This window comes from Serratia sp. AR11 (genome assembly GCF_056376275.1).
The window spans coordinates 1,649,933-1,673,169 of record NZ_CM150739.1; the positions used below are offsets into that span (position 1 = coordinate 1,649,933).

Annotated in this window: 22 protein-coding genes; 11 read left to right on the forward strand and 11 right to left on the reverse strand. The window is 54.7% G+C overall.

Translation table 11 applies throughout. From position 1 onward, the window contains the following. The first annotated feature begins 28 nt into the window (after nt 1-28). Together ACSOSI_RS07905 and ACSOSI_RS07910 are read left to right on the forward strand one after the other, a co-directional pair. Nucleotides 29-2,644, forward strand: a complete 2,616-nt coding sequence (locus ACSOSI_RS07905) for a fimbria/pilus outer membrane usher protein (RefSeq protein ID WP_476706831.1) — start codon at nt 29-31, stop codon at nt 2,642-2,644. Nucleotides 2,645-2,655: 11 nt separating this feature from the next. Further along, nucleotides 2,656-3,699, forward strand: coding sequence for a fimbrial protein (locus ACSOSI_RS07910; RefSeq protein WP_476706832.1), 1,044 nt, complete (start codon nt 2,656-2,658; stop codon nt 3,697-3,699). A gap of 63 nt (nt 3,700-3,762) precedes the next feature. Here the strand turns inward: ACSOSI_RS07910 and ACSOSI_RS07915 are convergent, their stop codons facing one another. From ACSOSI_RS07915 to ACSOSI_RS07925, 3 genes are all read right to left on the reverse strand, one after another. Then, a complete protein-coding gene (locus tag ACSOSI_RS07915; RefSeq protein ID WP_261422700.1) occupies nt 3,763-4,221 on the reverse strand; it encodes a helix-turn-helix domain-containing protein in 459 nt (152 codons plus the stop codon). A gap of 201 nt (nt 4,222-4,422) precedes the next feature. After that, nucleotides 4,423-6,000: a malate dehydrogenase (quinone) gene (gene mqo, locus ACSOSI_RS07920; protein ID WP_012005957.1), complete on the reverse strand. Its 1,578-nt coding sequence runs from the start codon at nt 5,998-6,000 to the stop codon at nt 4,423-4,425. 433 nt (nt 6,001-6,433) lie between these two features. Beyond that, on the reverse strand, nt 6,434-7,273 hold the full coding sequence (locus ACSOSI_RS07925; protein WP_476706833.1) for an NmrA family NAD(P)-binding protein: 840 nt from the start codon (nt 7,271-7,273) through the stop codon (nt 6,434-6,436). Between the two features lie 93 nt (nt 7,274-7,366). Between ACSOSI_RS07925 and ACSOSI_RS07930 the strand changes: the two genes are divergently transcribed. Continuing rightward, nucleotides 7,367-7,993, forward strand: a complete 627-nt coding sequence (locus tag ACSOSI_RS07930) for a TetR/AcrR family transcriptional regulator (protein ID WP_017892143.1) — start codon at nt 7,367-7,369, stop codon at nt 7,991-7,993. Here the strand turns inward: ACSOSI_RS07930 and ACSOSI_RS07935 are convergent. The 3 genes from ACSOSI_RS07935 to ACSOSI_RS07945 form a co-directional block, all read right to left on the reverse strand. Beyond that, a complete protein-coding gene (locus ACSOSI_RS07935; RefSeq protein WP_476706834.1) occupies nt 7,990-8,562 on the reverse strand; it encodes a GNAT family N-acetyltransferase in 573 nt (190 codons plus the stop codon). The genes ACSOSI_RS07930 and ACSOSI_RS07935 overlap by 4 nt on opposite strands. Nucleotides 8,563-8,742: 180 nt before the next feature. Beyond that, the gene (gene phoA, locus ACSOSI_RS07940; protein WP_259188162.1) at nt 8,743-10,170 is read right to left on the reverse strand and encodes an alkaline phosphatase; all 1,428 of its coding nucleotides are present in this window, start codon (nt 10,168-10,170) and stop codon (nt 8,743-8,745) included. A gap of 137 nt (nt 10,171-10,307) precedes the next feature. Next, complete coding sequence (locus ACSOSI_RS07945) at nt 10,308-11,015, reverse strand: glutathione S-transferase N-terminal domain-containing protein (RefSeq protein WP_012005962.1); 708 nt, start codon at nt 11,013-11,015, stop codon at nt 10,308-10,310. 178 nt (nt 11,016-11,193) lie between these two features. Here ACSOSI_RS07945 and ACSOSI_RS07950 point away from each other — a divergent pair, with 178 nt between their 5' ends. Both ACSOSI_RS07950 and ACSOSI_RS07955 read left to right on the forward strand, forming a co-directional pair. Then, nucleotides 11,194-11,541 carry an antibiotic biosynthesis monooxygenase family protein gene (locus ACSOSI_RS07950; protein ID WP_476706835.1) on the forward strand — a complete coding sequence of 116 codons (348 nt, stop codon included), beginning with the start codon at nt 11,194-11,196 and terminating at the stop codon, nt 11,539-11,541. 174 nt (nt 11,542-11,715) lie between these two features. Then, nucleotides 11,716-12,207 (forward strand): P-loop nucleotide/nucleoside kinase family protein, encoded by a 492-nt coding sequence (locus ACSOSI_RS07955; protein ID WP_476706836.1) that lies wholly within the window; start codon nt 11,716-11,718, stop codon nt 12,205-12,207. 193 nt (nt 12,208-12,400) lie between these two features. Here the strand turns inward: ACSOSI_RS07955 and ACSOSI_RS07960 are convergent, their stop codons facing one another. The 3 genes from ACSOSI_RS07960 to ACSOSI_RS07970 form a co-directional block, all read right to left on the reverse strand. Next, nucleotides 12,401-12,658, reverse strand: a complete 258-nt coding sequence (locus tag ACSOSI_RS07960) for a YjhX family toxin (protein ID WP_012005965.1) — start codon at nt 12,656-12,658, stop codon at nt 12,401-12,403. 236 nt (nt 12,659-12,894) lie between these two features. Next, nucleotides 12,895-13,365 (reverse strand): cyanase, encoded by a 471-nt coding sequence (gene cynS / locus ACSOSI_RS07965; RefSeq protein ID WP_476706837.1) that lies wholly within the window; start codon nt 13,363-13,365, stop codon nt 12,895-12,897. 21 nt (nt 13,366-13,386) lie between these two features. Further along, nucleotides 13,387-14,040: a carbonic anhydrase gene (locus ACSOSI_RS07970; protein WP_017892151.1), complete on the reverse strand. Its 654-nt coding sequence runs from the start codon at nt 14,038-14,040 to the stop codon at nt 13,387-13,389. 114 nt (nt 14,041-14,154) lie between these two features. Here ACSOSI_RS07970 and cynR point away from each other — a divergent pair, with 114 nt between their 5' ends. From cynR to ACSOSI_RS07985, 3 genes are all read left to right on the forward strand, one after another. Next, nucleotides 14,155-15,057: a transcriptional regulator CynR gene (gene cynR / locus ACSOSI_RS07975; RefSeq protein ID WP_476706838.1), complete on the forward strand. Its 903-nt coding sequence runs from the start codon at nt 14,155-14,157 to the stop codon at nt 15,055-15,057. 24 nt (nt 15,058-15,081) lie between these two features. Further along, nucleotides 15,082-15,498: an MchS3 family protein gene (mchS3, locus tag ACSOSI_RS07980; RefSeq protein WP_112362677.1), complete on the forward strand. Its 417-nt coding sequence runs from the start codon at nt 15,082-15,084 to the stop codon at nt 15,496-15,498. A 191-nt stretch (nt 15,499-15,689) separates the two neighbouring features. After that, complete coding sequence (locus tag ACSOSI_RS07985; protein WP_026142274.1) at nt 15,690-17,282, forward strand: ABC-F family ATPase; 1,593 nt, start codon at nt 15,690-15,692, stop codon at nt 17,280-17,282. A 56-nt stretch (nt 17,283-17,338) separates the two neighbouring features. Here the strand turns inward: ACSOSI_RS07985 and moeB are convergent, their stop codons facing one another. Together moeB and moeA are read right to left on the reverse strand one after the other, a co-directional pair. Next, nucleotides 17,339-18,094 (reverse strand): molybdopterin-synthase adenylyltransferase MoeB, encoded by a 756-nt coding sequence (gene moeB, locus ACSOSI_RS07990; RefSeq protein ID WP_476706839.1) that lies wholly within the window; start codon nt 18,092-18,094, stop codon nt 17,339-17,341. 2 nt (nt 18,095-18,096) lie between these two features. Beyond that, entirely contained in the window at nt 18,097-19,335 is a 1,239-nt protein-coding gene (gene moeA / locus ACSOSI_RS07995; RefSeq protein WP_476706840.1) for a molybdopterin molybdotransferase MoeA, read from the reverse strand. A 94-nt stretch (nt 19,336-19,429) separates the two neighbouring features. On the opposite strand from moeA, the gene ACSOSI_RS08000 reads away from it, so the two are divergent. From ACSOSI_RS08000 to ACSOSI_RS08010, 3 genes are all read left to right on the forward strand, one after another. Then, nucleotides 19,430-19,966: a DUF924 family protein gene (locus tag ACSOSI_RS08000; RefSeq protein WP_012005981.1), complete on the forward strand. Its 537-nt coding sequence runs from the start codon at nt 19,430-19,432 to the stop codon at nt 19,964-19,966. A gap of 344 nt (nt 19,967-20,310) precedes the next feature. Continuing rightward, nucleotides 20,311-21,258 carry an isoaspartyl peptidase/L-asparaginase family protein gene (locus ACSOSI_RS08005; protein ID WP_012005982.1) on the forward strand — a complete coding sequence of 316 codons (948 nt, stop codon included), beginning with the start codon at nt 20,311-20,313 and terminating at the stop codon, nt 21,256-21,258. An 84-nt stretch (nt 21,259-21,342) separates the two neighbouring features. After that, nucleotides 21,343-23,220 (forward strand): dipeptide ABC transporter ATP-binding protein, encoded by a 1,878-nt coding sequence (locus ACSOSI_RS08010; RefSeq protein ID WP_411227525.1) that lies wholly within the window; start codon nt 21,343-21,345, stop codon nt 23,218-23,220. The last annotated feature ends 17 nt before the right edge of the window (nt 23,221-23,237 follow it).

Here is a 23,237-nt window from a genome sequence, read left to right on the forward strand (position 1 = left end):
TTTAAGCCCTTCAAGGAATGAACAAGAAATGGCACATAAAAGAATAACAACCCTCACGCCAAAACGTTTGGTCAGGCTGATTAATGGTGTAATTTATTTTTCTGCGGTGCCATTTTCATTCTCTCATATGGCCATGGCGGAGGAGCAGTTCAACACCTCCTTCATCCATGGCGACGACAACATTTCCCAGGTGGCAGCGTTGTCCAGCGGCGATGATATCTTGCCAGGCAAATATCCGTTTGATATTTACCTGAATGGTCAGCGTATCGATCACCGCGAAATCGAATTCAAAAAAGATGCCAAAGACACGCCGGTAATGCCTTGCCTGACAGCGCAGGATTACCAGGATTACGGCGTTAAACTGCCAGGCGATATGAAAACCGAAGGTGCCGCGCAGTGTTATGCGCTGTCCCAGCAAATCTCGGGTGCCAAGCTGAGCTATGACGCCGCTATACAGCGTATGGATCTGGAAGTGCCGCAGGTGTTTCTGGAGCCGCGTCCGCAAGGGGCTATTTCGCCGAAGGTTTACGATCGCGGGATTAACGCCGGCTTCGTTAACTATAACTTCAGCGGCAACCACAATAATTACAGCAATAACGCCAACGATAAAACATCAGACTATTACTTCCTGAGCCTGAACAACGGTCTCAACATTGGTAATTGGCGTTTGCGCAATAACTCGACGCTGAACCAGCAGTCGGGTGCCGGTACTCATTGGAATACCGTTTCGAGCTGGGCAGAAACTGACATTGTTTCCCTGCGTAGCCGCATGGTGATTGGCCAGACCAACACCAACAACAACGTGTTCGACAGCATCCAGTTCCGCGGCGTGCAGATTTCCAGCGCCAACGACATGCTGCCGGAAAGCCAGCGCGGCTATGCGCCGGTAGTGCGTGGCGTGGCGTCGACCAACGCCCGCGTCGAGATCCGCCAAAACGGCTACACCATATACAGCACCAACGTGCCGCCTGGCCCGTTTGCGCTGACGGATATTTTCCCAAGTACCCTGAGCGGTAACCTGAACGTAACGGTCATTGAGGCCAACGGTTCGAGAACCACTTTCGTGGTGCCATTCTCTTCCGTGCCGAACATGCTGCGTGAAGGGATCTGGGACTATCAGATGACTGCCGGTAAGTATCATGACGGCACGACCAAATACCAGCCAAAATTTGTGCAAGGTACCTTGTCCCACGGTATGGGGTATGACATTACGCCTTACGGCGGCGTGCTGGTGGCAGAAAACTATCGTTCTGCGGTGCTGGGTATGGGTAAAAACATGGGTGTTTGGGGGGCGGTTTCTTTTGACATGTCCTATTCCGACACCAACCTGGTCAACGGTGATGACAAGCAGGGTGAGAGCTTCCGCTTCCTGTACTCCAAGTCGCTCAACGACTGGGGTACTGAATTCCAGATCGCCGGCTACCGTTATTCGACCTCCGGTTACTATGATTTCTCAGATGCGGTTGCGGAACGCGATCGCTATGAAAACGGCTACTACCGCAATGATTACTACGATGAAAATGACCGTAATCTGGGTGTACCTGACTGGGCTGAATCACGTCGCCGGACTTATTACACCAGCAAGTTCAACAATAAACGCCAGCGTGTAGAATTGTCGATCAATCAGCGTATTGCCGGTAACTCAACGCTGTATACCAACGTCAGCAACCAGTCATACTGGGGCGGTTCTGGCCAGGATCGTACGGTTCAAACCGGCTTTAACAGCAGCTATAAAAACATCAGCTACGGCGTGTTCTATCAAGACAGCCGCAGCAACTACGGTTATAAAGATCGCAGTATTAACATGACTGTATCTATTCCGTTCAGCTTCTTCAGCAGAGACTCCTCTGATATGACGGCCAGCTTCAACGCCGGGCACAGCAAGCAGAGCGGTAATACCTATAGCGCCGGCCTGAGCGGTACCGCATTGGACGATAACCGTCTGAACTACGCGGTGCAGAGCGGTCACGATCGTTACGCTGGGCAAACCACCTCGGCTAACGTGGGTTATCAGGGCAGCATGGGTACGGTGAATGCCGGTTACAGCTACAGCAATGATTACCAGCAGTCTTCGTTGGGCGTATCGGGCGGTATCGTGGCGCACTCCGGTGGTGTGACGTTGACTCAGCCATTACAGAACACTTTCGTGCTGGTTGAAGCCAAAGACGCCAAAGGCGTTCGTCTGGAAAACCAACCGGGTGTGGCTATTGACCGCTTTGGTTACGCGGTGATGACTTCTGCGTCGCCATACCGTCACAACCGTGTGGCGCTGCGTACCGAAGATATCGGCAACGGCCTGGATATCCCGATGGCAGCCCGTGATGTGGTACCGACATACGGCGCAATTACCCGCGTGAAGTTTGAAACGCATACCGGTCAAAGCCTGCTGGTACACAGCAAAATGTTGGACGGCGGCGTACCGCCAATCGGCGCCAACGTGTTCAGCGCTGACGGCAAGAACAACGGTACCGTAGGTACCAATGGGGATATTTATATCTCCGGGGCATCCGCAGGGGATCGCCTGTTGGTTAAATGGGGCAGCGATGCCGGCGACAGCTGTTCATTAGTGGTGCCGGAACTGAAATCGGCGACCGAACAGCTGATGGGCTATCAGGAACTTTCGCTGACCTGCGGAAAACCGTAAAAGGAATGAATATGTCTTCTTTGTTGTTAAAACATAAAAAACTCGGGTTGGCGGCAGGGCTGCTGGTCACACTGGGGACGTTCTCACAGAGCAGCTTTGCGCTGTCTTGTAAGCAGAATGGCAACATTCGTCAGGATATCGTGTTGGATAAGGCGATCAAGGTATCGACGGCCAATACTGCCCCTGGGGCATTGCTGTGGCGTTCACAGACCTTTACTTCGACTTTCCAATGTACTGATACCGATAACATGCCAAACGGCGAGAATGCGTTTTTGTATTGGGATCCTCAGGCTCGTATGAGTCTGATTCATAACTCGATTGAAGTTGGCGTGACTTATAAGGGCGTTGATATCAAACCCGTTAAGAACGTGAGACAAGACGTCGGTCCAGGCACTGAGTGCCGCCGTTCCGGCAACCGTTGTCAGGCTCCGGCAAAATCGTTGTCGGTGACAGTTTCTTACGCCATTTACATTAAGGCCACCGGCAAGACGCCGCCGGCCGGCGGCAAGATCAACGACAGCAATTCCTATTCGGTATTCCAGGTAGATGGGGTTGGTGGTTTGAATAGCCGTCCTAACAGTAACTTTAACGCCTATATTTCCGGATTGGGCAATATTCAGTTTATCTCCTGTAACCCGAAAATCACCGTGGTGGCTAACAACGGTTCTACCGTAAACTTTGGCACCATACCGCGTCAAAATGCGGTGGCCGGCAAAATCGAAAAGCAGGTGCCATTCTCGGTTAGCGCAAATATGTCGGATCCAACCACGGGTCAGGACTGTAAAGGCGAAACCCTGCAGGCCAGTTTCAGCACGACTTATCCATTGCAGGATAACAGCGTTATTATGCCAACCAGCAACAGCGGCTTCGGTATTTTGATTTCGCAGGCAGCAACGCCAAACACGCCTATCATGATGAACTCCCCGGTTGATCTGGGCCTGGTCAACGGTACCATCGTTGAAAAGAACTTTTTGGCTAGCCTGAAATGGCTGAATACCAATCCACAGGTTGGGCCATTCACCGCATCGGCAAATATCGACGTCACCTTTAAGTAATAGCTGGCAGTAAAAAAAAGGGGTTCAGCGCAGGCTGAACCCCTTTTTTAATGCCTATTTATCTCAGTGCTGGCCAACCCAGTTGGTGCAGATCCCGTCCAGAGATTTACCCGCATACCACAGATGCACGCCCGGCGACTCATGGCGATGTCCGTTCAGCGGTTCGATAGCCTGCGGGCGCATTTCTGCGACATCCCAGCGGGTAGTGCGGCGATACACCGCCGGCGTTTTGCCGAACTGTTTTTTGAACGCGCGTGAAAATGACGGTTGGGAATCAAAATGGAACTGCAGGGCGATGTCGAGAATAGGACGAGGGCTTGAACGCAGCGCCTGTGCCGCCTGCGAAAGACGACGCTCGCGGATATAGCTGCCCAGCGCGTGGCCGGTGGTGCTGCGGAACATCCTTTGCAAGTGCCATTTGGAGTAGCCTGACTTGGCTGCCACATTGTCTAACAGCAAGGGTTGATCCAGATGATTTTCAATCCAGTCCAGCAAATCGTGAATGATATTGACGCGATCCATGTTTGAGTTCTCCCGCAGTACGACATTCAGGTCAGTGTAGGTAAGAGTAATTATCCAAGCTTGTGCTTTGATAATAGGCCGCAACACCGGGTTACGCAAGTGTTAACTAGGGTGCTAAAGGTGGCTAAAAGTGCTCTTACCGTCGCGCAGAAATGAAAAAGGCCGCACGAGGCGGCCTTAAAGCGAGTGGGGAAACGGCTATCAGTTAGTTTCCGGCTTCACTTCGATATAGTCCAACTGCAACACGCTGCTGGTGTAGCCACGGATCTTGTTGGTCATTTCAATATCGCCGTTCAGCTTGTGGCCGTAAGACGGAATGATCTCTTTCAGCTTGCTCTGCCATTCCGGCGTCGCCACTTTATCTTTGAACACGGTTTCCATCAGGTGCAGCATGATTGGTGCGGCAGTAGATGCGCCCGGTGATGCGCCCAGCAGGGCGGCAATGCTGCCATCTTTAGCGCTGACCACTTCGGTACCGAACTGCAGCAGGCCACCTTTTTCATCGTCTTTCTTGATGATTTGCACGCGTTGGCCGGCAGTCCACAGCTTCCAGTCAGCCTGTTTGGCTTCAGGGAAATACTCTTTCAGCGCGGCGAAACGGTCGTCGTCGTTCATCATCAACTGGCCCACCAGGTATTTCACCAGGTCGAAGTTATCCAGGCCGACGTGAGTCATTGGCATCAGGTTGGAAGTGCTCAGGGAATGCAGCAGATCGAACAGTGAACCGTTTTTCAGGAACTTGCCGGAGAAGGTAGCGAATGGCCCGAACAGCAGAACGCGTTTGCCATCCAGCATGCGGGTATCCAGGTGCGGAACCGACATCGGTGGTGAACCTACGCTGGCCAGGCCATAAACCTTGGCCAGATGCTGGTTGGCGATTTCCGGGTTGGTGGTCACCAGGAACTGACCGCCGACCGGGAAGGCGCCGTAACCTTCGGCTTCAGGAATGCCGGTTTTCTGCAGCAGCGTCAGTGAAGCACCGCCCGCGCCGATAAACACGAACTTGGCATTAACGGTGGTTTCTTTACCGTCACGGGTCAGATCGGCCACGGTTACGCGCCAGGTATTGTCGTCGTTGCGTTTGATATCGCGCACTTCATGGCTCAGGTTCAGCTTGAAGTTTGGATTTTTGGTCAGCGTATCCACCAGTTGGTGGGTGATCACGCCAAAGTTAACGTCGGTACCCAGCGGCATGCGGGTAGCGGCAATTTTTTGCTTCGGATCGCGACCGTCCATGACCAGCGGTGCCCACTGTTTAATCTGGTTGGCGTCCTCTGAGTACTCCATACCACGGAACAGGGTGCTGTGCTGCAGCGCCGCATAGCGTTTGCGCAGGAAGTTAACGTTATCGTCACCCCAAACAAAACTCATGTGCGGCACGCTGTTGATAAAGGATTTTGGATCTTTCAGGACGTTATTTTTAACCTGATAAGACCAGAATTGACGAGAGATTTCAAAAGACTCGTTCACCACCACGGCTTTGCTGATATCAATGCTGCCGTCTTTTTTTTCTGGGGTGTAGTTCATTTCGGCGAAGGCGGAGTGGCCGGTACCGGCGTTATTCCAGCCGTTGGAGCTTTCTTCCGCTACGCCATTCATGCGTTCATACATGTCGATGGACCAGTTTGGCTCCAGCTCATGCAGGTAAGTCCCCAAAGTGGCGCTCATGATGCCCCCGCCGATCAGAACCACATCAACGGTCTTATTCTCTTCTGCTGCTGCCTGTTGCGTGACGCCAAACAGGTTCAGACAGAAAATCAGGACGAGTATTTTTCTCATTAAATCAATTCTCTTGTATGTAAATTCTACTCATTGCAGGTGAAAGAATTTATCGGGAGTTACCCTGGAAATAAGTGAAATCAATCCGCCCGGCAAAACCGGATTGCAGTGATAATGTCTTTTTGTTAATCATTTTTTTAACGAAAAGTGGATTATTACAGGCTGCCTGGGGACAGATTGTTCAACTCTGGTTACTGAGGGGATATTATTGTTTGCAATATTGTTAAAAACTACTTTTGTAATTAAAAAAAGCGGATTAAAGGCAGGAATAATTCATTTGTTATTTTTATCTAAATATAACCGCTATATTTAAAGGGTTTAATTGCCGCGGATTTAAACGATATTCAGCTATCACACAATATTTATAGAACAATTGCAAATGTCCTCGGTAACAAAAAGAAAATGGCCGCCGCGCAGGGCGACCATTAACCGGTCAACGCGTTTGCCAAACTCCGCTGGGGAGGGTGTCGGCGATGTAAGTGCTGAAATCGCGCGGTGCGCGCCCGAGACTACGCTGGACATCATCGGTCAATGACGCGTTGCGTCCGTCCAGCACCGTGCTGAATAGATACTCCAGCAGCGTGACCATTTCCGCCGGCAGTTGCGCCTCGCGCAGGTATCCGACGTAATCTGCCACCGGCACCTGCTGATAGTGGATCTCACGCCCAGCGGCGGCGGCAATCTCGCCAATGGCCTGTTCAAAGGTCATCAGACGTGGGCCGGTCAATTCATAATGCGTATTGCTGTGGCCGGGCTGTGTGAGGGCGGCAACCGCAATATCGGCAATATCTTCCGCATCAATAAAAGGTTCTGGGATCTCGCCCGGTGGTAAATAGACTGCGCCGTTTAGCAATTCATCAAGAATAAAACTCTCGCTGAAGTTTTGCATAAACCAACTGGCGCGCAATATCGTCCAGTCTGCCCCACTGCGTTCAACCACCTCTTCCGCCTGACGGGCCTCGTCTTCGCCGCGTCCGCTGAGCAACACTATTTTTTGCACGCCGCCAGTTACCGCCTGTCGGCAAAAACGTTCAACGATTTCGGTGGCGCCCGGAACGGCCAGGTCGGGTTGAAAGCTGAGATAAAGTTTCTCCACATCCTGCAAGGCAGGTTGCCAGGTGGTGCTGTCCTGCCAGTCGAAAGGGATGGCGGCACTACGATGTCCGGCGCGTACCGGCATGCCCTGCTGTTGTAAACGTGCTGCCACACGGCTACCGGTTTTTCCGGTAGCGCCTAAAACCAGAATGGGTGAACCCTTTTCGTTGCTGCTCATAGCGTCGCTCCAAATGTGAGTGTTACTCATGTTTTGTAAATATGATAAACCCTCGTATTATTGTCAAGGCGGTTTTTGTTCAAAGGACGATGCATGATGAATGATAAGCAAAAAAATATTGCCGCCTTGCGGCGTAAACCCAGCCAGACGCGTAGCCGTGAGAAAGTGAAGCTGATCCTGGACTGCGCAACTGCGCTGATAGCCCAGCAGGGCAGTGACGCGATGCGTATGAGTGAAGTGGCGCAAAATGCCGGTATTTCGATTGGAGCGCTGTACCAGTACTTCCCGGATAAAACCGCTATCGTGCGTGTGCTGGCGCAACGTTATAACCAGGAGGCGCGTGAATGCATCGAGCAAGGGTTGATTCAGGTGCAGACGTTACCGCAGTTGATCGAGGCTTTTAACTGCCTGATTGACGAATATTACGCCTTGTTTATGGCTGAGCCGGTGATGCGGGATATCTGGGCGGCGACCCAGGCCAATAAAACGCTGCGTGAAGAAGAAGTGGCGGAAAGCCGGTTGAACGGTGCATTGCTGGCAGCGACAATACGCCGGTTACGGCCGCAGTCGGACCCGGCGGCGGTGGAAAATGCCGCTTTCCTGTTGATGCATTTGGGGGAAGCGACCATGCGACTGGCGGTGAGTACCGGCCCGGATGAGGGCCGCGATCTGGTCGCGAGCTATAAGCAAATGGCGGCCAGGATGCTGGCGGAAGCCTAGAGGCGCTCTTGCTCCCGTGTCTGACGCCACTCTTCTTGCAGCAGGGCATAAATCAATTCATCGCCCCATTCGCCGTTGAAACGATCGTTTTGCCGCAGGTGCGCCTCTTTACGCATTCCCAGGCGTTCGACCACGCCGATCGAACCCTGGTTGGCGGCATCAAGACGGGCAAATATGCGATGAAAACCCGATTCGGCAAACCCGCGATCCAGTACCGATTTTACGGCTTCCGCGGCATAGCCCTTTCCGGCGTACGCCGGGTTGAAAATGTAGCCAATCTCCCCCTGCAATGCTGCGCCGTTGGCCAGTTTTAGCAACACTTCACCGATCAACTCCCCACTGTTTTTCAAGGTAACGGCACAATAAAGTATGTCGCCGTCCTCAGTGAAGCGCGAGGTTATCGCCTGGGAAAACAGGGAGGTCAACTGTGCTTCGTCCGGTGTGGGTGCGTACAGATAGCGATAGACCTCCGGTATGCGATGATAATCCGCATACGCATCGAGATCGGCAGACGTAAAGCGGCGTAGGTGCAGACGTTCGGTGGTGAAGGGCAGGGTAATCAAATGCAAGTGCTCATCCTTGTTTTGGCTGGGTTTACATTGGTTTCTCAACGGGTGGGACAGAGAGTTATTGCGGTAAGTACGAGCTCTTCAATATAGCAGTTTTGGGCGAAGCGGTGAAAACCCTATTCATCACTTGCAAGAGCAGGGATGAATAGGGTCGGCTTAATCAGTTGCCAGGTTATTAACTTACTTAATCGCCATCGCATCACGCATGGTATAGAACAGATCCGTCTGATCGGTCAGGCCAACCACGTTGGCGGCATGTGGGCCGTAAGCCGCCACCCGCAATTGAGTCCCGGTGTGCCCCTGTGAATCTTCTTCTGAATTGCCGTAGCTGATGGTCATCGGTGCGCCATCTTTGGTGGTCAGCGTTTGCGTCAGGCCTGGGGCCTTGGCGTCGGCGGCGATAATCTGGCTGGAATGGGCATGGTCGGCGGTGACTATCACCAGGGTGTTGCCATCTGCGCGGGCGAATGCCAGGGCTTTCTGAACCGCTTCATCCAGATCGACGGTCTCGCCAAACTGGCCGCACGGGTTGGCAGCATGATCCTGTTTGTCGATCGACGCGCCTTCAATCTGCAGGAAGAAGCCGTTTTGGTTGGTTTTCAGCAGGTCGATGGCTTTTTCAGTCATCGCCGCCAGCGTCGGGATATCCGCAGTGCGTGCCGGATTATTTTCACAGGTCACCGCCGGCTGGTCGATATTGCCGTGATAAGTGGCTTTCGGCCCTTGCCAGCGCACTGGCATATTACCGGCGGCAAACAGCCCGAGCAGCGGCTTTTGCTGATTGGCCACGCTGACGGCGTTCAGGGCATCGAGGTTTTCGACCCACTGATAACCCAGAGCGGCTGCCTGTTCTTTCAGCGATTTTCCCTGCCATTCGCCGCTTTTTGCCAGCTGATTAAAGGATTTTGCCCCACCGCCCAGCGTGACGTCGGCGCGAGCCTTCAGCAACTGCTCACTGATGGAGCCACGGCCGCCGTTTTCCAGCGCGTTGGTGGCACATTTTTCGCTGGTTTCTTCCGGGCCGTAACATTTGCGCGAGGTGACATGGGAAATTTGCGCTGCCGGCGTGGCGTCCTGCAGCTCGGCGGTGGACACATTCCCGGTGGCTTTACCCGCGGCCTTGGCGATTTCCAGCAGTGTCGGCTGGTCTTTGCCATTGACGTCAACGCCCAGCGCGCCGTTATAGGTTTTTACGCCGGTTGACCATGCGGTCGCCGAGGCGGCGGAGTCGGTGACGTAATCCGGTTTGTGGGTTTTCTTGTCCAGCGAGTAATGAGTGTATTGGCCGGTTAGCGGCAGGGCATCAATGCCTTTAAAATAGCCGCCCGCCCCTTCGGCGTAGTTACGCGCCGAGGTGATTTCCGAATCACCCATGCCATCGCCGATCAATAAAATCACGTTTTTGACCGTTTTGTCAGACAAAGAAGCCTTCAACGCGGCCGTTTGATCGCCACTCAGACGGCGTGCGCCACCGGGCTCCACGATGTTGCCGCGTGCCGCACGTTCGTAAAGGCTGGCGGTATTGACCGGGGTTTCATCGGCGAAGGCGGCGGAACAGAGTAAGGCGGATAACACGGCGCCGGCGATCAAAGAAACTGGCTGCAGCATGGGAAAGCTCCTTGTCGTAATAAAAAAATATAAATAGCATCAGTTTGTTACGCAGGGAGAGTAGTGCAGAGGTGTGACACTTTTATGACGGTAATTGGGGATAAAAGGATAGCCGGGCGGCTATCCTAGGCTATCCATTATTCGCTGCGGGCGGGAATATTCAGACCGCGTTGTACTGCCGGACGAGCCAGACCGCGCTCCAGCCATTGTCCTACCCGCGGGAAACTATCGAACTCGACCAACTCACGGGCTTCGTAAAAGCCGATCAGGTTACGTACCCAGCCCAGCAATGAAATATCGGCGATGCTGTAATCCTGCCCCATGATCCAGTCACGGCCTTCAAGCCGGGTTTCCAGCACGCCGAGCAGGCGTTTGGATTCATTTTTATAGCGTTCCAGCGGACGTTTATCCTCATATTCGCGACCGGCGAATTTGTGGAAGAAGCCGACTTGACCGAACATCGGGCCCACCGCCGCCATCTGGAAAAATACCCACTGGATGGTTTCGTAGCGCAGGGCAGGATCCTGCGGCAGGAATTTGCCGCTTTTTTCCGCCAGGTACAGCAGGATAGCGCCGGATTCAAACAGCGCCAGCGGCTTACCGTCCGGGCCGTTGGGATCGATGATCGAGGGGATCTTGCCGTTCGGGTTCAGTGACAGAAATTCCGGCGTCCAGGTTTCGTTGTTGCCGATATCGATCAGGTGCGGTTCATAAGCCAGGCCTATTTCTTCCAGCATGATGGAGACCTTGACACCGTTGGGCGTTGGCAATGAGTAAAGTTGTAGTCTTTCCGGGTGCTGAGCGGGCCAGCGTTTGACGATCGGAAATTGGGTTTGGTCGAGCATGACGAGTCCTCGGGTTGACGGTTTGCCTATTGAGTATTGCACCAAAACTAACCTGTTGTGAGGTTAAACCGTGAGGTCAAAATGTGCTTTCAGCGCTTTCTTCCCGGCGGCAATTAGACGAAGCATGGCAACAGGGTTAGCGTTAGGATAGGTGATATCCCTCTGACAGGAGCTTCCTATGATTGCCGTTATTTTTGAATTGCAGGCCGCCGACGGCCAGCGCGAAACCTATCTTGAATTGGCGGCCGAATTGAAGCCGCTGTTGGCAGAAATTGACGGGTTTATTTCCATTGAACGCTTCCAAAGCCTGGCCGATCCGCAGCGGCTGCTGTCACTGTCTTTTTGGCGTGATGAAGCCGCAGTGCAGCAGTGGCGGAACATCGAACAGCACCGCGCCGCACAACAGCGTGGTCGCCATGGGGTGTTGGCACAGTACCGCCTGCGGGTAGCGGAGGTGGTACGGGATTATGGTCTGGATCAGCGGGATCAGGTGCCGCAGGACAGCCGCGGCTATCACGCCGATTGACATCCCCTGGGGTTTATCTTATTGATAACAGATGAACAGAAACCGTTTTGCATTCGCGCAGATTATTATCACCATTCACAGAGTGGTGGGATAGCGCGTCTGTTTTAAGCGAAACCCCGCCAGTCAGGCGGGGTAAAAAGGTCCTCCGACTGGCAATATCCCCAGGAGGCACTTATGAAGAACCATCCCCCCGCCGTTTTACACTTGATGTGCGGTAAAGCCGGTTCCGGCAAGTCGACATTGGCGAAGAACCTTTCGCAGCAACCCCACACATTGTTACTGGCTGAAGACAGTTGGCTGGCGACATTGTATGAACAGCAGATGACGACTCTGCAAGACTACGTGCGTTATTCAGCCCGACTGCGCCAAGCGTTGAGTGAGCATATTGTACAACTGTTGGGTCATGGGCTGTCGGTGGTGTTGGATTTTCCGATGAATACGCCCGATCGGCGGCTGTGGGCAAGGCAATTAGCCGAGCTGGCTGGCGTTGACCACTGTCTGCATTTTATCGATGTCAGTGATGCGTTATGCAAAAGCCGGATAAAGCTCAGAAATGAGCAGGGCGACCATCCCTTTACGTTAAGCGAAGAGACATTCGATCTGCTTACTCAGTATTTTGTTCCCCCCTCAGAAGAAGAGTGTTTGGCCGTTATCCGCTATTCCTGAGCATTCCGTAATAAGGCAGGCCCTTATTTGGGCGCTGCCTTGGTTAGCTTTATTCTGTAGCGTCAAATGCAGGGTGGAAGGCGACCGTGCCCTGAGGTAGCCTGCCGCCGCCGAATGGCAGTACCTGGAAATAGCGGTATCCAAATAAATAAGGATGAAATAGGCCGAGCATAAACCCGGCCGATAAAAATGATTAGCGGTTATCCAATTGCGCGCGTACGGCCTTAAGCCCGTCGATAGTGACGCGATAAGGGCGTCCCTGGCGGGAAAGGATCAGGCGCTTGGTTTTGAGCTTGGTGAAGACGGCCAGGGAGCAATCGGCCAGACCTAACCCTTCGCGGGTCAAGCATTGAACGTGGGTCACACGCCCCGCGTCATCACGGGTGAATGCGATATAGCCGCCTTTGGCCAACACGTGCAGCACGCGTTGTTCCGCTTTGGAAATGTTCATGTTGGAAAATCCTGCAGTAAACCCAGATACGCGCATCCCCACGCAAATGCGTGTCTGATACGTCAGAACCTCCAGCCAAAATGGCAAGGAAGTGACTATCGGGTTGCTACAATCTCCAACATACAGGCCTCGGGTAGTGATAAACGCCAGAAAGGCGTTAAAGCGCAGTTAATTTAGCCAAGGATTATGAGGTTGTCAATTTGCCGACGGCGGTAAAGCCATCGGCAATCGGGTTATCAGAAAGGTTTGGTCGGCAGGTACTTACCGTCGAGGGAGATCACCGCGCGTTCGCCACCCTCTGGATCCGGCACTTTTTTGATATCCAGCTTGAAGTTGATCGCGCTGATAATGCCGTCGCCAAACTGCTCATGCACCAGGGCTTTCAGCGTGGATCCGTAGATTTGCACCATTTCGTAGAAACGATAAATGGTCGGGTCGGTCGGCACGCCGCCGGGGATGCTGCCGCGCAGCGGAATGGTTTGTAGCAGGCGAATGGCATCTTCATCCAGATCCAGCTTCTCAGCCACCACGCGGGCGGCCTGTTCCGGCAGCGGATGCTGGCCCAGCAGGGCGGCGGTGACGAACGCCAGACTCAGGCCAGTACCCTGGTTAATCGCTTCGAAGGTCAGGTTTTTGCGGATCTTGGCCATCATAATGGTGTCGGTCAGGGTTTCGCGCGGGGATGAGTAGTGCAGTGACTGAGTCATATTGTTTCCTTATAAATGAAATTAAAAGCGAGATACGGCAGGGGTTGCCGTGACCTCAGGATTGGTTGCCAGCGGAATAAAACGGCGGGTTTCGCCATCCAGCGCTTCAATGCCGCCGCTGGCGATGTCATACACCCAACCGTGCAGCTTCAACCGGCCTTGTTCAAGCGCCAGTGCCACCGACGGGTGGGTCTTGATATTGTTCAGCTGTGCGATGACGTTCTCACGCACCATCGAACTGACTTTCTCACTTTCGGATGCATGCTGATAAGCCTGATTGACCACCTTGGCTGAGTCGGCATAGCGCAGCCAGTTAGCCACGGTCGGCATATGTTGCAGACACTGGCAGGTGGCGATGGCGGTCATTGCGCCACAGTCGGAATGCCCGCAGATCACGATATCTTCAACGCCGAGTGCAGAGACGGCATATTCTACTGATGCGGAGACGCCACCCGGCTCCGGGCCGAACGAAGGCACGATATTGCCGGCATTGCGGATCACAAACAGGTCGCCCGGTTCGCGCTGGGTAATCAGTTCCGGCACCAGACGGCTGTCGGAACAGGAGATAAACAGGGTGCGTGGGCTCTGCTGGGTCGCCAGCCGCTGGAACAGTGCCGTGCGTTCGACAAACGCCTCACGCTGGAACTTCAAAAAGCCTTCAATAACCTCTTTCATACTGCCTCCATCTGGGTGCTGTTAAGCGATGGACGTATCTTGCGCCGCTCTGGCTATAGGGTCTAAGACCCATTTATAATGATCACTATAGGAATTACTAATAGTAGGGGCGCTATGCTGTTGCGACATATTCGTTATTTTCTGGCCGTTGCCGAGCAGGGCAACTTCACACGCGCTGCCGAAGTGCTGCACGTTTCGCAGCCCACGCTGTCACAGCAAATCAAACAGCTGGAGGAAACGCTGGGTACGCCGCTGTTGGATCGCAGTGGCCGAACCGTGCGCCTGACCGATGCCGGTGCGGCCTGGATGCGCTATGCCCGCCGGGCATTACAGGATCTGGACGAAGGTGCGCGCGCGATCCATGACGTGGCGACGCTGGAGCGTGGCAATCTGAGGTTGGCAATGACGCCGACCTTTAGCGCCTACCTGGTTGGCCCGGTTATCGATGCCTTTTATCGGCGTTATCCGGGGATATCGCTAAGTATTCAAGAAATGACTCAGGACAGAATCGAGGCGTTGCTGGCGGAGGATCAGTTGGATTTGGGTATTGCTTTTGGCCAGGCGCAGTCGCCAGATATCGAGGCCAACGACCTGTTTAGTGAATCGTTAAATATGGTGGTTGGCGCAGATCATCTTTTGGCCCAACGGCAACATCCTTTGACGGCGGAAGAGCTTGAACGGCAACCCCTGGCTTTACTGAGCGAAGATTTTGCTACCCGTCAGTTCATCGACGGTTATTGTCGCCAGCAGAGTATCTGCCCGTGGGTGGCGGTAGAAGCCAATGCGATTGGTGCTATCCTCGAGATTGTGCGCCGTGGTCAGCTTGCCACCATTCTACCGGCGGCGATCGCCCAGGCGGATCCGCAGTTGCGGTCGGTACAACTTGCCGTTGCCCTGCCAGCGCGTCGGGCGGTATCACTGCAACGCAAAAGCGCTTACCGCAGCGCGGCATCGCAGGCGTTTGTTGCGGTTTTACATCAGCAGGCTTTTATGTCGACACATGCCAACCCGGTATAAAAGCGCTTGAATAGAGAAATTTTTATGAAAATGATTTTGCGCGTTGTGACTTTGCTTGTTGTTTCTTTCTGTTCCCTCTCTGGCTACGCCGCTGAGCAAAGCCGCGAAGAGACAGAAAATGTTTTATCCAAAGTCAGCGATTTCTCTTTGGGAATGAATGGGTTTGTTGGCATTGGCAGCGTTGGCGAGACCGAGCTAATAAGAATCCTAACCTATCAGGATGCGGGGGACATTTTCTTGCGTATTGCCAAAAATCCGCAGGCAACGCCAGAAGCCAAACTTTATGCTGCCTGTGGCTTAAAAAAACTAAATAACAATAACGGCGAAGCCGATTTCGCCCAAGAGTGGGATAAACCGGTTTCGGTATTGAAAGGGGATATTTTAAGGACAGAAAAGTTTAAAGAGGTCTATTTCAATATCTTAAAACATGGCTGCTGGTGAATGTATTAATTCCCCTTCAATCCGCCGGATGGGATTTACTGCCTCCGGCCTCAAGGCTCCGCGCAGTGTCTGGCTTTTTCTGCCACCGCACCATTGCTCAAATTGTCACCAAAACTTCCCGCGATCTCTTATCCTCGTTATGGCATAATGCGCGCCAAATCACATTCCTAATGATATGAAGAGCGAGCGCTGTGTTAAGCACTAACAACATTACTATGCAGTTTGGCAGTAAGCCGCTGTTTGAAAACATCTCTGTAAAATTTGGTGGCGGTAACCGCTATGGTTTGATCGGGGCCAACGGCTGCGGCAAATCCACCTTTATGAAAATCCTGGGCGGCGATCTGGTACCGAGCGGCGGCAACGTGTTCCTCGATCCGAACGAGCGTCTGGGTAAACTGCGTCAGGATCAGTTCGCTTTTGAGCAATACAGCGTGCTGGACACCGTTATCATGGGCCACCATGAACTGTGGGCAGTGAAAGAAGAGCGTGACCGTATTTACGCTATGGCCGAAATGAGCGAAGAAGACGGCTATAAAGTGGCCGATCTGGAAGTGGCTTACGGCGAAATGGACGGTTACACCGCCGAAGCGCGTGCCGGCGAGCTGCTGCTCGGTGTTGGCATCCCGGTCGAACAGCATTATGGCCCGATGAGCGAAATCGCGCCGGGCTTTAAGCTGCGTGTGTTGCTGGCACAGGCCCTGTTCTCCGATCCGGAAATCCTGCTGCTCGACGAACCGACGAACAACCTGGACATCGATACCATTCGCTGGCTGGAGCAGGTGCTGAACGAGCGTAACAGCACCATGGTTATCATTTCGCACGACCGTCACTTCCTGAACATGGTGTGTACTCACATGGCGGATCTGGACTACGGCGAACTGCGCGTGTATCCGGGTAACTATGACGAATACATGACGGCGGCCACGCAATCGCGTGAACGTCTGATGGCGGATAACGCCAAGAAGAAGGCACAGATTAACGAACTGCAGTCGTTCGTCAGCCGCTTCAGCGCCAACGCCTCCAAATCCAAACAGGCCACCTCACGCGCCCGCCAGATAGACAAGATCCAGCTGGAAGAAGTGAAGGCTTCAAGCCGTCAGAACCCGTTCATCCGTTTCGATCAGGACAAAAAACTGTTCCGTAACGCACTGGAAGTGGAGGCGCTGACCAAAGGCTTCGACAACGGTCCACTGTTCAGCAAGCTCAACCTGATGGTTGAAGTGGGCGAGAAAGTGGCGGTGCTGGGCCCGAACGGTGTCGGTAAGTCTACCTTGCTGAAAACCCTGGTTGGCGATGCACAGCCGGACAGCGGCAGCGTGAAATGGTCTGAAAACGCCAAGATTGGTTACTACGCGCAGGATCATGAATACGAGTTCGATGACACCCTGACGGTATTCGACTGGATGAGCCAGTGGAAGCAGGAAAAGGACGACGAGCAGGCCGTTCGCAGCGTGCTGGGGCGTTTACTGTTCAGCCAGGACGACATCAAGAAGAAAGTTAAGGTGCTGTCTGGTGGTGAAAAGGGCCGCATGCTGTTCGGCAAGCTGATGATGCAGCGCCCTAACATCCTGATTATGGATGAACCGACTAACCACCTGGATATGGAATCCATCGAGTCGCTGAACATGGCGTTGGAAATGTACGAAGGCACCCTGATCTTCGTTTCCCACGACCGTGAGTTCGTTAGCTCGCTGGCGACCCGCGTACTGGAAATGACACCGACCAAGGTTATCGACTTTACCGGCAACTACGAAGACTATCTGCGTAGCCAGGGTATCGTGTAACTTCTGTTACGGCATTAAAAAGGCGGGAGCGAATATTCCCGCCTTTTTTGTGTCTGCTATTCCCCGCCACACACTTCGCACTGCGGATCCTTCGGCAGCTTCATCTCACGGAACTGCATGGTCATGGCGTCAAACATCAGCAGTTTGCCGGTGAGCGGCTGCCCGTATTGCGTCAGCAGTTTGATGGCCTCGATAGCCTGCAGAGTGCCGATGGTACCCACCAGCGGTGCCATCACACCGGCCTCGACACAGGTCAGGGCGTTATCACCGAATAACCGGCTCAGACAGCGGTAGCAAGGTTCATTGGCCTGGTAAGTGAAGACGCTGAGTTGCCCTTCCATACGGATCGCCGCGCCGGACACCAGCGGTTTGCGCTGCGCATGGCACAGGCGGTTGAGCAGATCGCGCGTTGCCACGTTGTCGGTACAGTCCAGCACCAGATCGTTGGCGGCAATCTGTGCCGCCATCTGTTCATCGTCCAGTTGCCCGTCAACGGCATCAATATGGATATGCGGATTGATGGCGCTCAGTTCGATACGCGCCGAATCAACCTTCGCCATGTCAATGCGCGCGTCGCGGTGCAGGATCTGGCGTTGCAGGTTGGAGAGCGAAACAGTGTCGAAATCAACCAGCGTCAGATGCCCCACCCCTGCGGCAGCCAAATAGGGCGCGGCGGCGCAACCCAAACCGCCCAGGCCAACAATCATTACCCGTGCGGCTTTCAGCTTTTCCTGACCGTCGAAGTCGAAACCGCGCAGGATAATCTGGCGGTTATAGCGCAATGCTTCGGCATCGGTTAATTCCGGCAGCATGCTTAGCTCCTCAGCAGGGCGTTGAAAGGCTCAATTTCCACCTTTTCACCCACTGCTACGGAACCGCGATCGCGCTCCAGTACGATAAAACAGTTACCCTGGCTGAATGAACTGAACACGTGCGAGCCTTGATGGCCGGTGCTGCTGACTTCCAACTCGCCATGGGCGTTACTGCTGAATACGCCGCGCTGGAAGTCGAGACGGCCCGGTGCTTTCTTAAACGGCGTCAATGCGCGTGCTTGCAGACGCGGTGGCAACTGCCAGTCGCTGTGGCCGGCCAGTTTTACCAGCAGCGGTTGCACCAGTTGGTAGAAGGTCAGGGCGGCAGAAACCGGGTTGCCCGGCAGGCCACAGAACCAGGCGTGTTTCAGCTTGCCGAAGGCAAAAGGCTTACCCGGTTTGATCGCCAGCTTCCAGAAGCTGACTTCGCCCAGTTCATCCAGCATCTGCTTGGTGTAGTCGGCTTCACCGACCGAAACGCCACCGCTGCTGATCACCACGTCGGCCTGACTGTCCGCCTGCTCGAAAGCGGCGCGCAGCGCTTCTTGATTGTCGCGGATAATGCCCAGATCGATCACCTCGCAGCCCAGCTGTTCCAGCATCAGGCGCACCGCAAAGCGATTGGTATCGTAGATTTGCCCAGCCTGTAACGGCTGGCCGACCGGTTGTAATTCGTCGCCGGTAGAGAACACCGCGACTTTCAGTTTGCGCATCACCTGGACTTCGGCAACGCCGAGCGAGGCCAGCAGCGGCAATTGCGCGGCACCCAGCCTGATGCCTGCGGCTAACACGCCTGCGCCCTGGCGAATATCTTCCCCGGCCAGACGAATATTTTGCCCGGTTTGTACTTCGGCCGTAAAGCGCACGCCTGCATCACTCAGCTCGGCCTGTTCCTGCATGATCACCGCTTCGGCGCCAACCGGGACAGGGGCGCCGGTCATAATGCGTATGCAGGTATTGGCCGGCCAGTTGCCATCAAATGGCGCACCGGCAAAGGCTTTGCCCGCCACCGGCAACGGCGCATTGGCTTGCAAATCGGCCAGGCGCACGGCGTAACCGTCCATAGCCGAATTGGCGAACGGCGGCACGTCAATCGGCGAAATGACCGGTGCGGCGGTAATGCGGCCTTCAGCGGTGGTCAGGGCAATGGATTCGGTCTGCTGCAGGGGGGAGAGCTGGCTGAGCATCTTCTCCAGCGCCTGCTCCAGGGAAATGAGATCGGAAGTATGGCAATGATCCATCGGGGGAACTCCGTAATCAGGGTGCGCGATAAATAGCGGCAATGTGGGGGTATTATGAAGGATGCTATGCTGATGTAAACAACAGGAGGCAATGATGCACAGACAGGTATTAGACTTTTGGTTTGACGAGATCGAACCGGCTTTGTGGTTCAAAAAGGATGATGAATTCGATCGCCTGCTGCATACGCGCTTTGGCCAGATCTGGCAGGCCGCAGCTGCCGGGGAGTTGGCGCACTGGCGAGAAACCATTGAGGGGCGACTGGCGGAGGTGATTGTGCTCGACCAGTTCAGCCGCAATCTGTTCCGTGGCACGCCGCGTTCATTTGCCAGCGATTGCATGGCGCTGGTATTGGCGCAAGAAGCGATCCGCAGCGGGCAGTGTGAGCAACTCAGTAAGGAACAACGGGGCTTTCTCTATTTGCCGTTTATGCATTCGGAATCGGCGTTGATCCATCAGCAGGCGCTGGCGTTGTATACCGAACTGGATAATGGCGACCAGTTGGAGTTTGAATTGCGGCATAAGGCCATTATTGACCGTTTTGGCCGCTATCCGCACCGTAATGCGATATTAGGTCGTGTCTCAACCGCGGAAGAAGAGGCATTTCTGTTGCTGCCGGGTTCCGGGTTCTAAATATTATCATCTGCGTTCAGCCTGCTAAAAAACAGCAGGTTGAACCTGTGAAAGTTAAATGTTCAGAGCTATCGGTTATTTCTCAGGGTAATAGTTGTCTATCCACTCGCTGCTTTTACCAAAAATCCCAATCGTTATTTATGGCTTTTTTATGCTGTTATAACTCTCTGTTTTTATTCCATTAAGCTATTTCAATGTGCGAAATAATCTAAGCGAACTACGCTGAATGCTGAGCGTTGACTTAATGCTTTACATAGAATGCAGGGCTAAATATAGTCGGGAAAAGAAAAAATAATTAATTATCAGCCCGGAAGGGTACGGGATTAACACAGGGTGTCAGGCATATGAGCAAACCAGTGATTGCCATTCATGGCGGCGCGGGCGCAATTACCCGCTCGGCGCTGAGTGCGGAAAAGGAACAGGAGTATATCCAGGCGTTATCCGGCATTGTTGCCGCAGGTCAGCAGATCCTGGCCCAGGGCGGCAACGCATTGGATGCGGTGACCGAAGCCGTGCGCTTGCTGGAAGAGTGCCCGTTATTTAATGCCGGCAAAGGCTCGGTGTTTACTCATCAGGGTACCCATGAGCTGGACGCCTGCGTGATGGACGGGCGCACCTGTGATGCCGGTGCGGTGGCGGGCGTCAGCCGGATACGCAACCCGATACTGGCCGCACGCGCGGTGCTGGAAAACAGCCAGCATGTGTTGTTTGCCGGTGAGGGGGCGGAGAAGTTCGCCGCGGCCCACGGTCTTGAAATGGTGACCCCCGATTTCTTCTTTACCCAACAACGTTTTGACCAGCTGCACCGCGCCCAGGCGGAGCAGGGCCGAGTATTGCTCGATCACGATGGCGCTGAGCCGATCGATCCCGACAGGAAGTTTGGTACCGTCGGCGCGGTGGCGCTGGATGCTTTGGGCAATTTGGCGGCGGCGACATCGACCGGTGGCATGACCAACAAACAGGCCGGTCGGGTGGGCGATACCCCGATCATCGGCGCCGGCTGTTATGCCAACAATGCCACCGTGGCGGTGTCCAGCACCGGTACCGGCGAAATATTCATGCGTGGCGTATCGGCCTATGACGTTTCCGCGCTGATGGAATACGCCGGCCTCAGCCTGCAGCAGGCCAGCGACCGGGTGGTAATGGAAAAACTGCTGGCGATGGGCGGTAGCGGCGGCATGATTGCCATCGACAGCCAGGGCAACGTGGCGCTGCCGTTTAACAGCGAGGGGATGTACCGCGGTTTTGGTTATGTCGGCGATGCGCCGTCCGTAGGGATTTATACCCTATAGCTTTCAAGTTGCAGCGAGCGCAGATAACAACGCTGCAACTTGAAAGATGACGGGTATACCGCTAACCGATCGCCAGGAGGGTGTATGACCGATGCCTTAATGCCGCTTGCGGCCGACGCCGGGCTATTATTGCCGCCGCAGCGCGTGCTGTCGGTGCGCGATCTGAGCGTCCAATTTCAACAACAGGGCGAGACCCTGGATGCGGTGCGCAACCTGTCATTCGATCTCGATCGTGGCGAGACGCTGGCGATCGTCGGTGAATCCGGTTCGGGCAAGTCTGTCACTTCTCTGGCGTTGATGCGGCTGGTCGAACAGGGCGGTGGCAACATCGTCAGCGGCACCATGCCTTTTCGTCGGCGAAACGGCGAGGTGCTCGATTTGGCTCGTGCCCATCAGGGTACGTTACGCAGGGTGCGCGGCGCCGATATGGCGATGATCTTTCAGGAGCCGATGACCTCGCTGAACCCGGTGTTTCCGGTGGGCGAGCAGATCGCCGAATCTCTGCGCCTGCACCAGGCGATGGACCATCGGGCCGCCAAACAGGCCGCTTTGCAGATGCTTGATCTGGTGCGCATTCCCGAAGCCAAAGACGTGCTTAACCGCTATCCGCATCAGCTGTCTGGCGGTATGCGCCAGCGAGTGATGATCGCCATGGCACTGTCTTGCAAGCCGGCGCTATTGATTGCCGACGAACCTACAACCGCATTGGACGTCACCATTCAGGCGCAGATCCTGCAGCTCATCCGCGTGCTGCAGCAGGAAATGCAGATGGGGGTGATTTTCATCACCCACGACATGGGCGTGGTAGCAGAAATTGCCGACCGGGTATTGGTGATGCGTCAGGGGGAACGGGTGGAGCAGGGGCCGGTGCGCGAGCTGTTTGCCGCCCCGCAACAGCCCTATACCCAGGCACTGCTGGCCGCGGTACCAAAACTCGGTTCGATGGCGACCCAGGACTTTCCGGCCAAATTCCCGCTGCCGAACGGTGCGGACAATGGCGGGCCGCAGGATACCGTCCCGCCCGGTGCGGCACCGATCCTGCGGGTGGAGAATTTGGTGACGCGCTTTGATCTGCGTAGCGGCATCCTCAACCGGGTTACCCGCCGGGTGCACGCGGTGGAAAACGTCAGTTTTGACCTCTACCCCGGCGAAACTTTGGGGCTGGTGGGGGAATCCGGCTGCGGCAAGTCCACCACTGGCCGTTCCTTGCTGAAGCTGGTGGATAGCCAGCGCGGCACCATTACCTTTGACGGCCGCCAGATTAATCAGTTGAAAGGCCCGGCGTTGCAGCACCTGCGGCGGGATATCCAGTTTATCTTCCAGGATCCTTACGCTTCGCTCGACCCGCGTCTGACCGTCGGCTTTTCGATTATGGAGCCCTTGCTGGTGCATAACGTGGCGCGCGGCAAGGCGGCGCAAGAGCGGGTCGATTGGCTGCTGGAACGCGTCGGGCTGAAACCCGAACACGCACGTCGTTACCCGCATGAGTTTTCCGGCGGGCAGCGGCAGCGTATCTGCATTGCGCGCGCCCTGGCACTCAATCCTAAAGTGGTGATCGCCGACGAATCGGTGTCGGCGCTCGACGTGTCGATTCAGGCGCAAATCGTCAATCTGCTGCTCGATTTACAGCGGGAGCTTGGCATTGCCTTTCTGTTTATTTCCCATGATATGGCGGTGGTGGAGCGCATCAGTCACCGCGTTGCGGTGATGTACCTTGGGCAGATTGTCGAAATTGGCCCGCGCCGCGCCGTGTTTGATAACCCGCAGCATGCCTACACCCGCAAGCTGATGGCGGCCGTGCCGGTGGCCGATCCGGCCCATGCGCATAAACGCCAGCCGCTGCTGGTCGATGAAATTCCCAGCCCGATACGCGCGCTGGGCGATGAACCCGTTACCGCACCGCTGGTGCAGGTTGGCCCCGGGCACTTTGTTGCCCGTCATCCGATCGCCGGTGCTTTTTAATGACCTCAGGAGACGCA

What these genes read in the sequence shown, in the direction of transcription:
- ACSOSI_RS07905 (WP_476706831.1), top strand. Translation starts at nt 29, where the DNA reads ATGGCACATAAAAGAATAACAACCCTCACGCCAAAACGTTTGGTCAGG.
- ACSOSI_RS07910 (WP_476706832.1), top strand. Translation starts at nt 2,656, where the DNA reads ATGTCTTCTTTGTTGTTAAAACATAAAAAACTCGGGTTGGCGGCAGGG.
- ACSOSI_RS07915 (WP_261422700.1), bottom strand. Translation starts at nt 4,221, where the DNA reads ATGGATCGCGTCAATATCATTCACGATTTGCTGGACTGGATTGAAAAT.
- mqo (WP_012005957.1), bottom strand. Translation starts at nt 6,000, where the DNA reads ATGAGAAAAATACTCGTCCTGATTTTCTGTCTGAACCTGTTTGGCGTC.
- ACSOSI_RS07925 (WP_476706833.1), bottom strand. Translation starts at nt 7,273, where the DNA reads ATGAGCAGCAACGAAAAGGGTTCACCCATTCTGGTTTTAGGCGCTACC.
- ACSOSI_RS07930 (WP_017892143.1), top strand. Translation starts at nt 7,367, where the DNA reads ATGATGAATGATAAGCAAAAAAATATTGCCGCCTTGCGGCGTAAACCC.
- phoA (WP_259188162.1), bottom strand. Translation starts at nt 10,170, where the DNA reads ATGCTGCAGCCAGTTTCTTTGATCGCCGGCGCCGTGTTATCCGCCTTA.
- ACSOSI_RS07945 (WP_012005962.1), bottom strand. Translation starts at nt 11,015, where the DNA reads ATGCTCGACCAAACCCAATTTCCGATCGTCAAACGCTGGCCCGCTCAG.
- ACSOSI_RS07950 (WP_476706835.1), top strand. Translation starts at nt 11,194, where the DNA reads ATGATTGCCGTTATTTTTGAATTGCAGGCCGCCGACGGCCAGCGCGAA.
- ACSOSI_RS07955 (WP_476706836.1), top strand. Translation starts at nt 11,716, where the DNA reads ATGAAGAACCATCCCCCCGCCGTTTTACACTTGATGTGCGGTAAAGCC.
- ACSOSI_RS07960 (WP_012005965.1), bottom strand. Translation starts at nt 12,658, where the DNA reads ATGAACATTTCCAAAGCGGAACAACGCGTGCTGCACGTGTTGGCCAAA.
- cynS (WP_476706837.1), bottom strand. Translation starts at nt 13,365, where the DNA reads ATGACTCAGTCACTGCACTACTCATCCCCGCGCGAAACCCTGACCGAC.
- ACSOSI_RS07970 (WP_017892151.1), bottom strand. Translation starts at nt 14,040, where the DNA reads ATGAAAGAGGTTATTGAAGGCTTTTTGAAGTTCCAGCGTGAGGCGTTT.
- cynR (WP_476706838.1), top strand. Translation starts at nt 14,155, where the DNA reads ATGCTGTTGCGACATATTCGTTATTTTCTGGCCGTTGCCGAGCAGGGC.
- mchS3 (WP_112362677.1), top strand. Translation starts at nt 15,082, where the DNA reads ATGAAAATGATTTTGCGCGTTGTGACTTTGCTTGTTGTTTCTTTCTGT.
- moeB (WP_476706839.1), bottom strand. Translation starts at nt 18,094, where the DNA reads ATGCTGCCGGAATTAACCGATGCCGAAGCATTGCGCTATAACCGCCAG.
- moeA (WP_476706840.1), bottom strand. Translation starts at nt 19,335, where the DNA reads ATGGATCATTGCCATACTTCCGATCTCATTTCCCTGGAGCAGGCGCTG.
- ACSOSI_RS08000 (WP_012005981.1), top strand. Translation starts at nt 19,430, where the DNA reads ATGCACAGACAGGTATTAGACTTTTGGTTTGACGAGATCGAACCGGCT.
- ACSOSI_RS08005 (WP_012005982.1), top strand. Translation starts at nt 20,311, where the DNA reads ATGAGCAAACCAGTGATTGCCATTCATGGCGGCGCGGGCGCAATTACC.
- ACSOSI_RS08010 (WP_411227525.1), top strand. Translation starts at nt 21,343, where the DNA reads ATGACCGATGCCTTAATGCCGCTTGCGGCCGACGCCGGGCTATTATTG.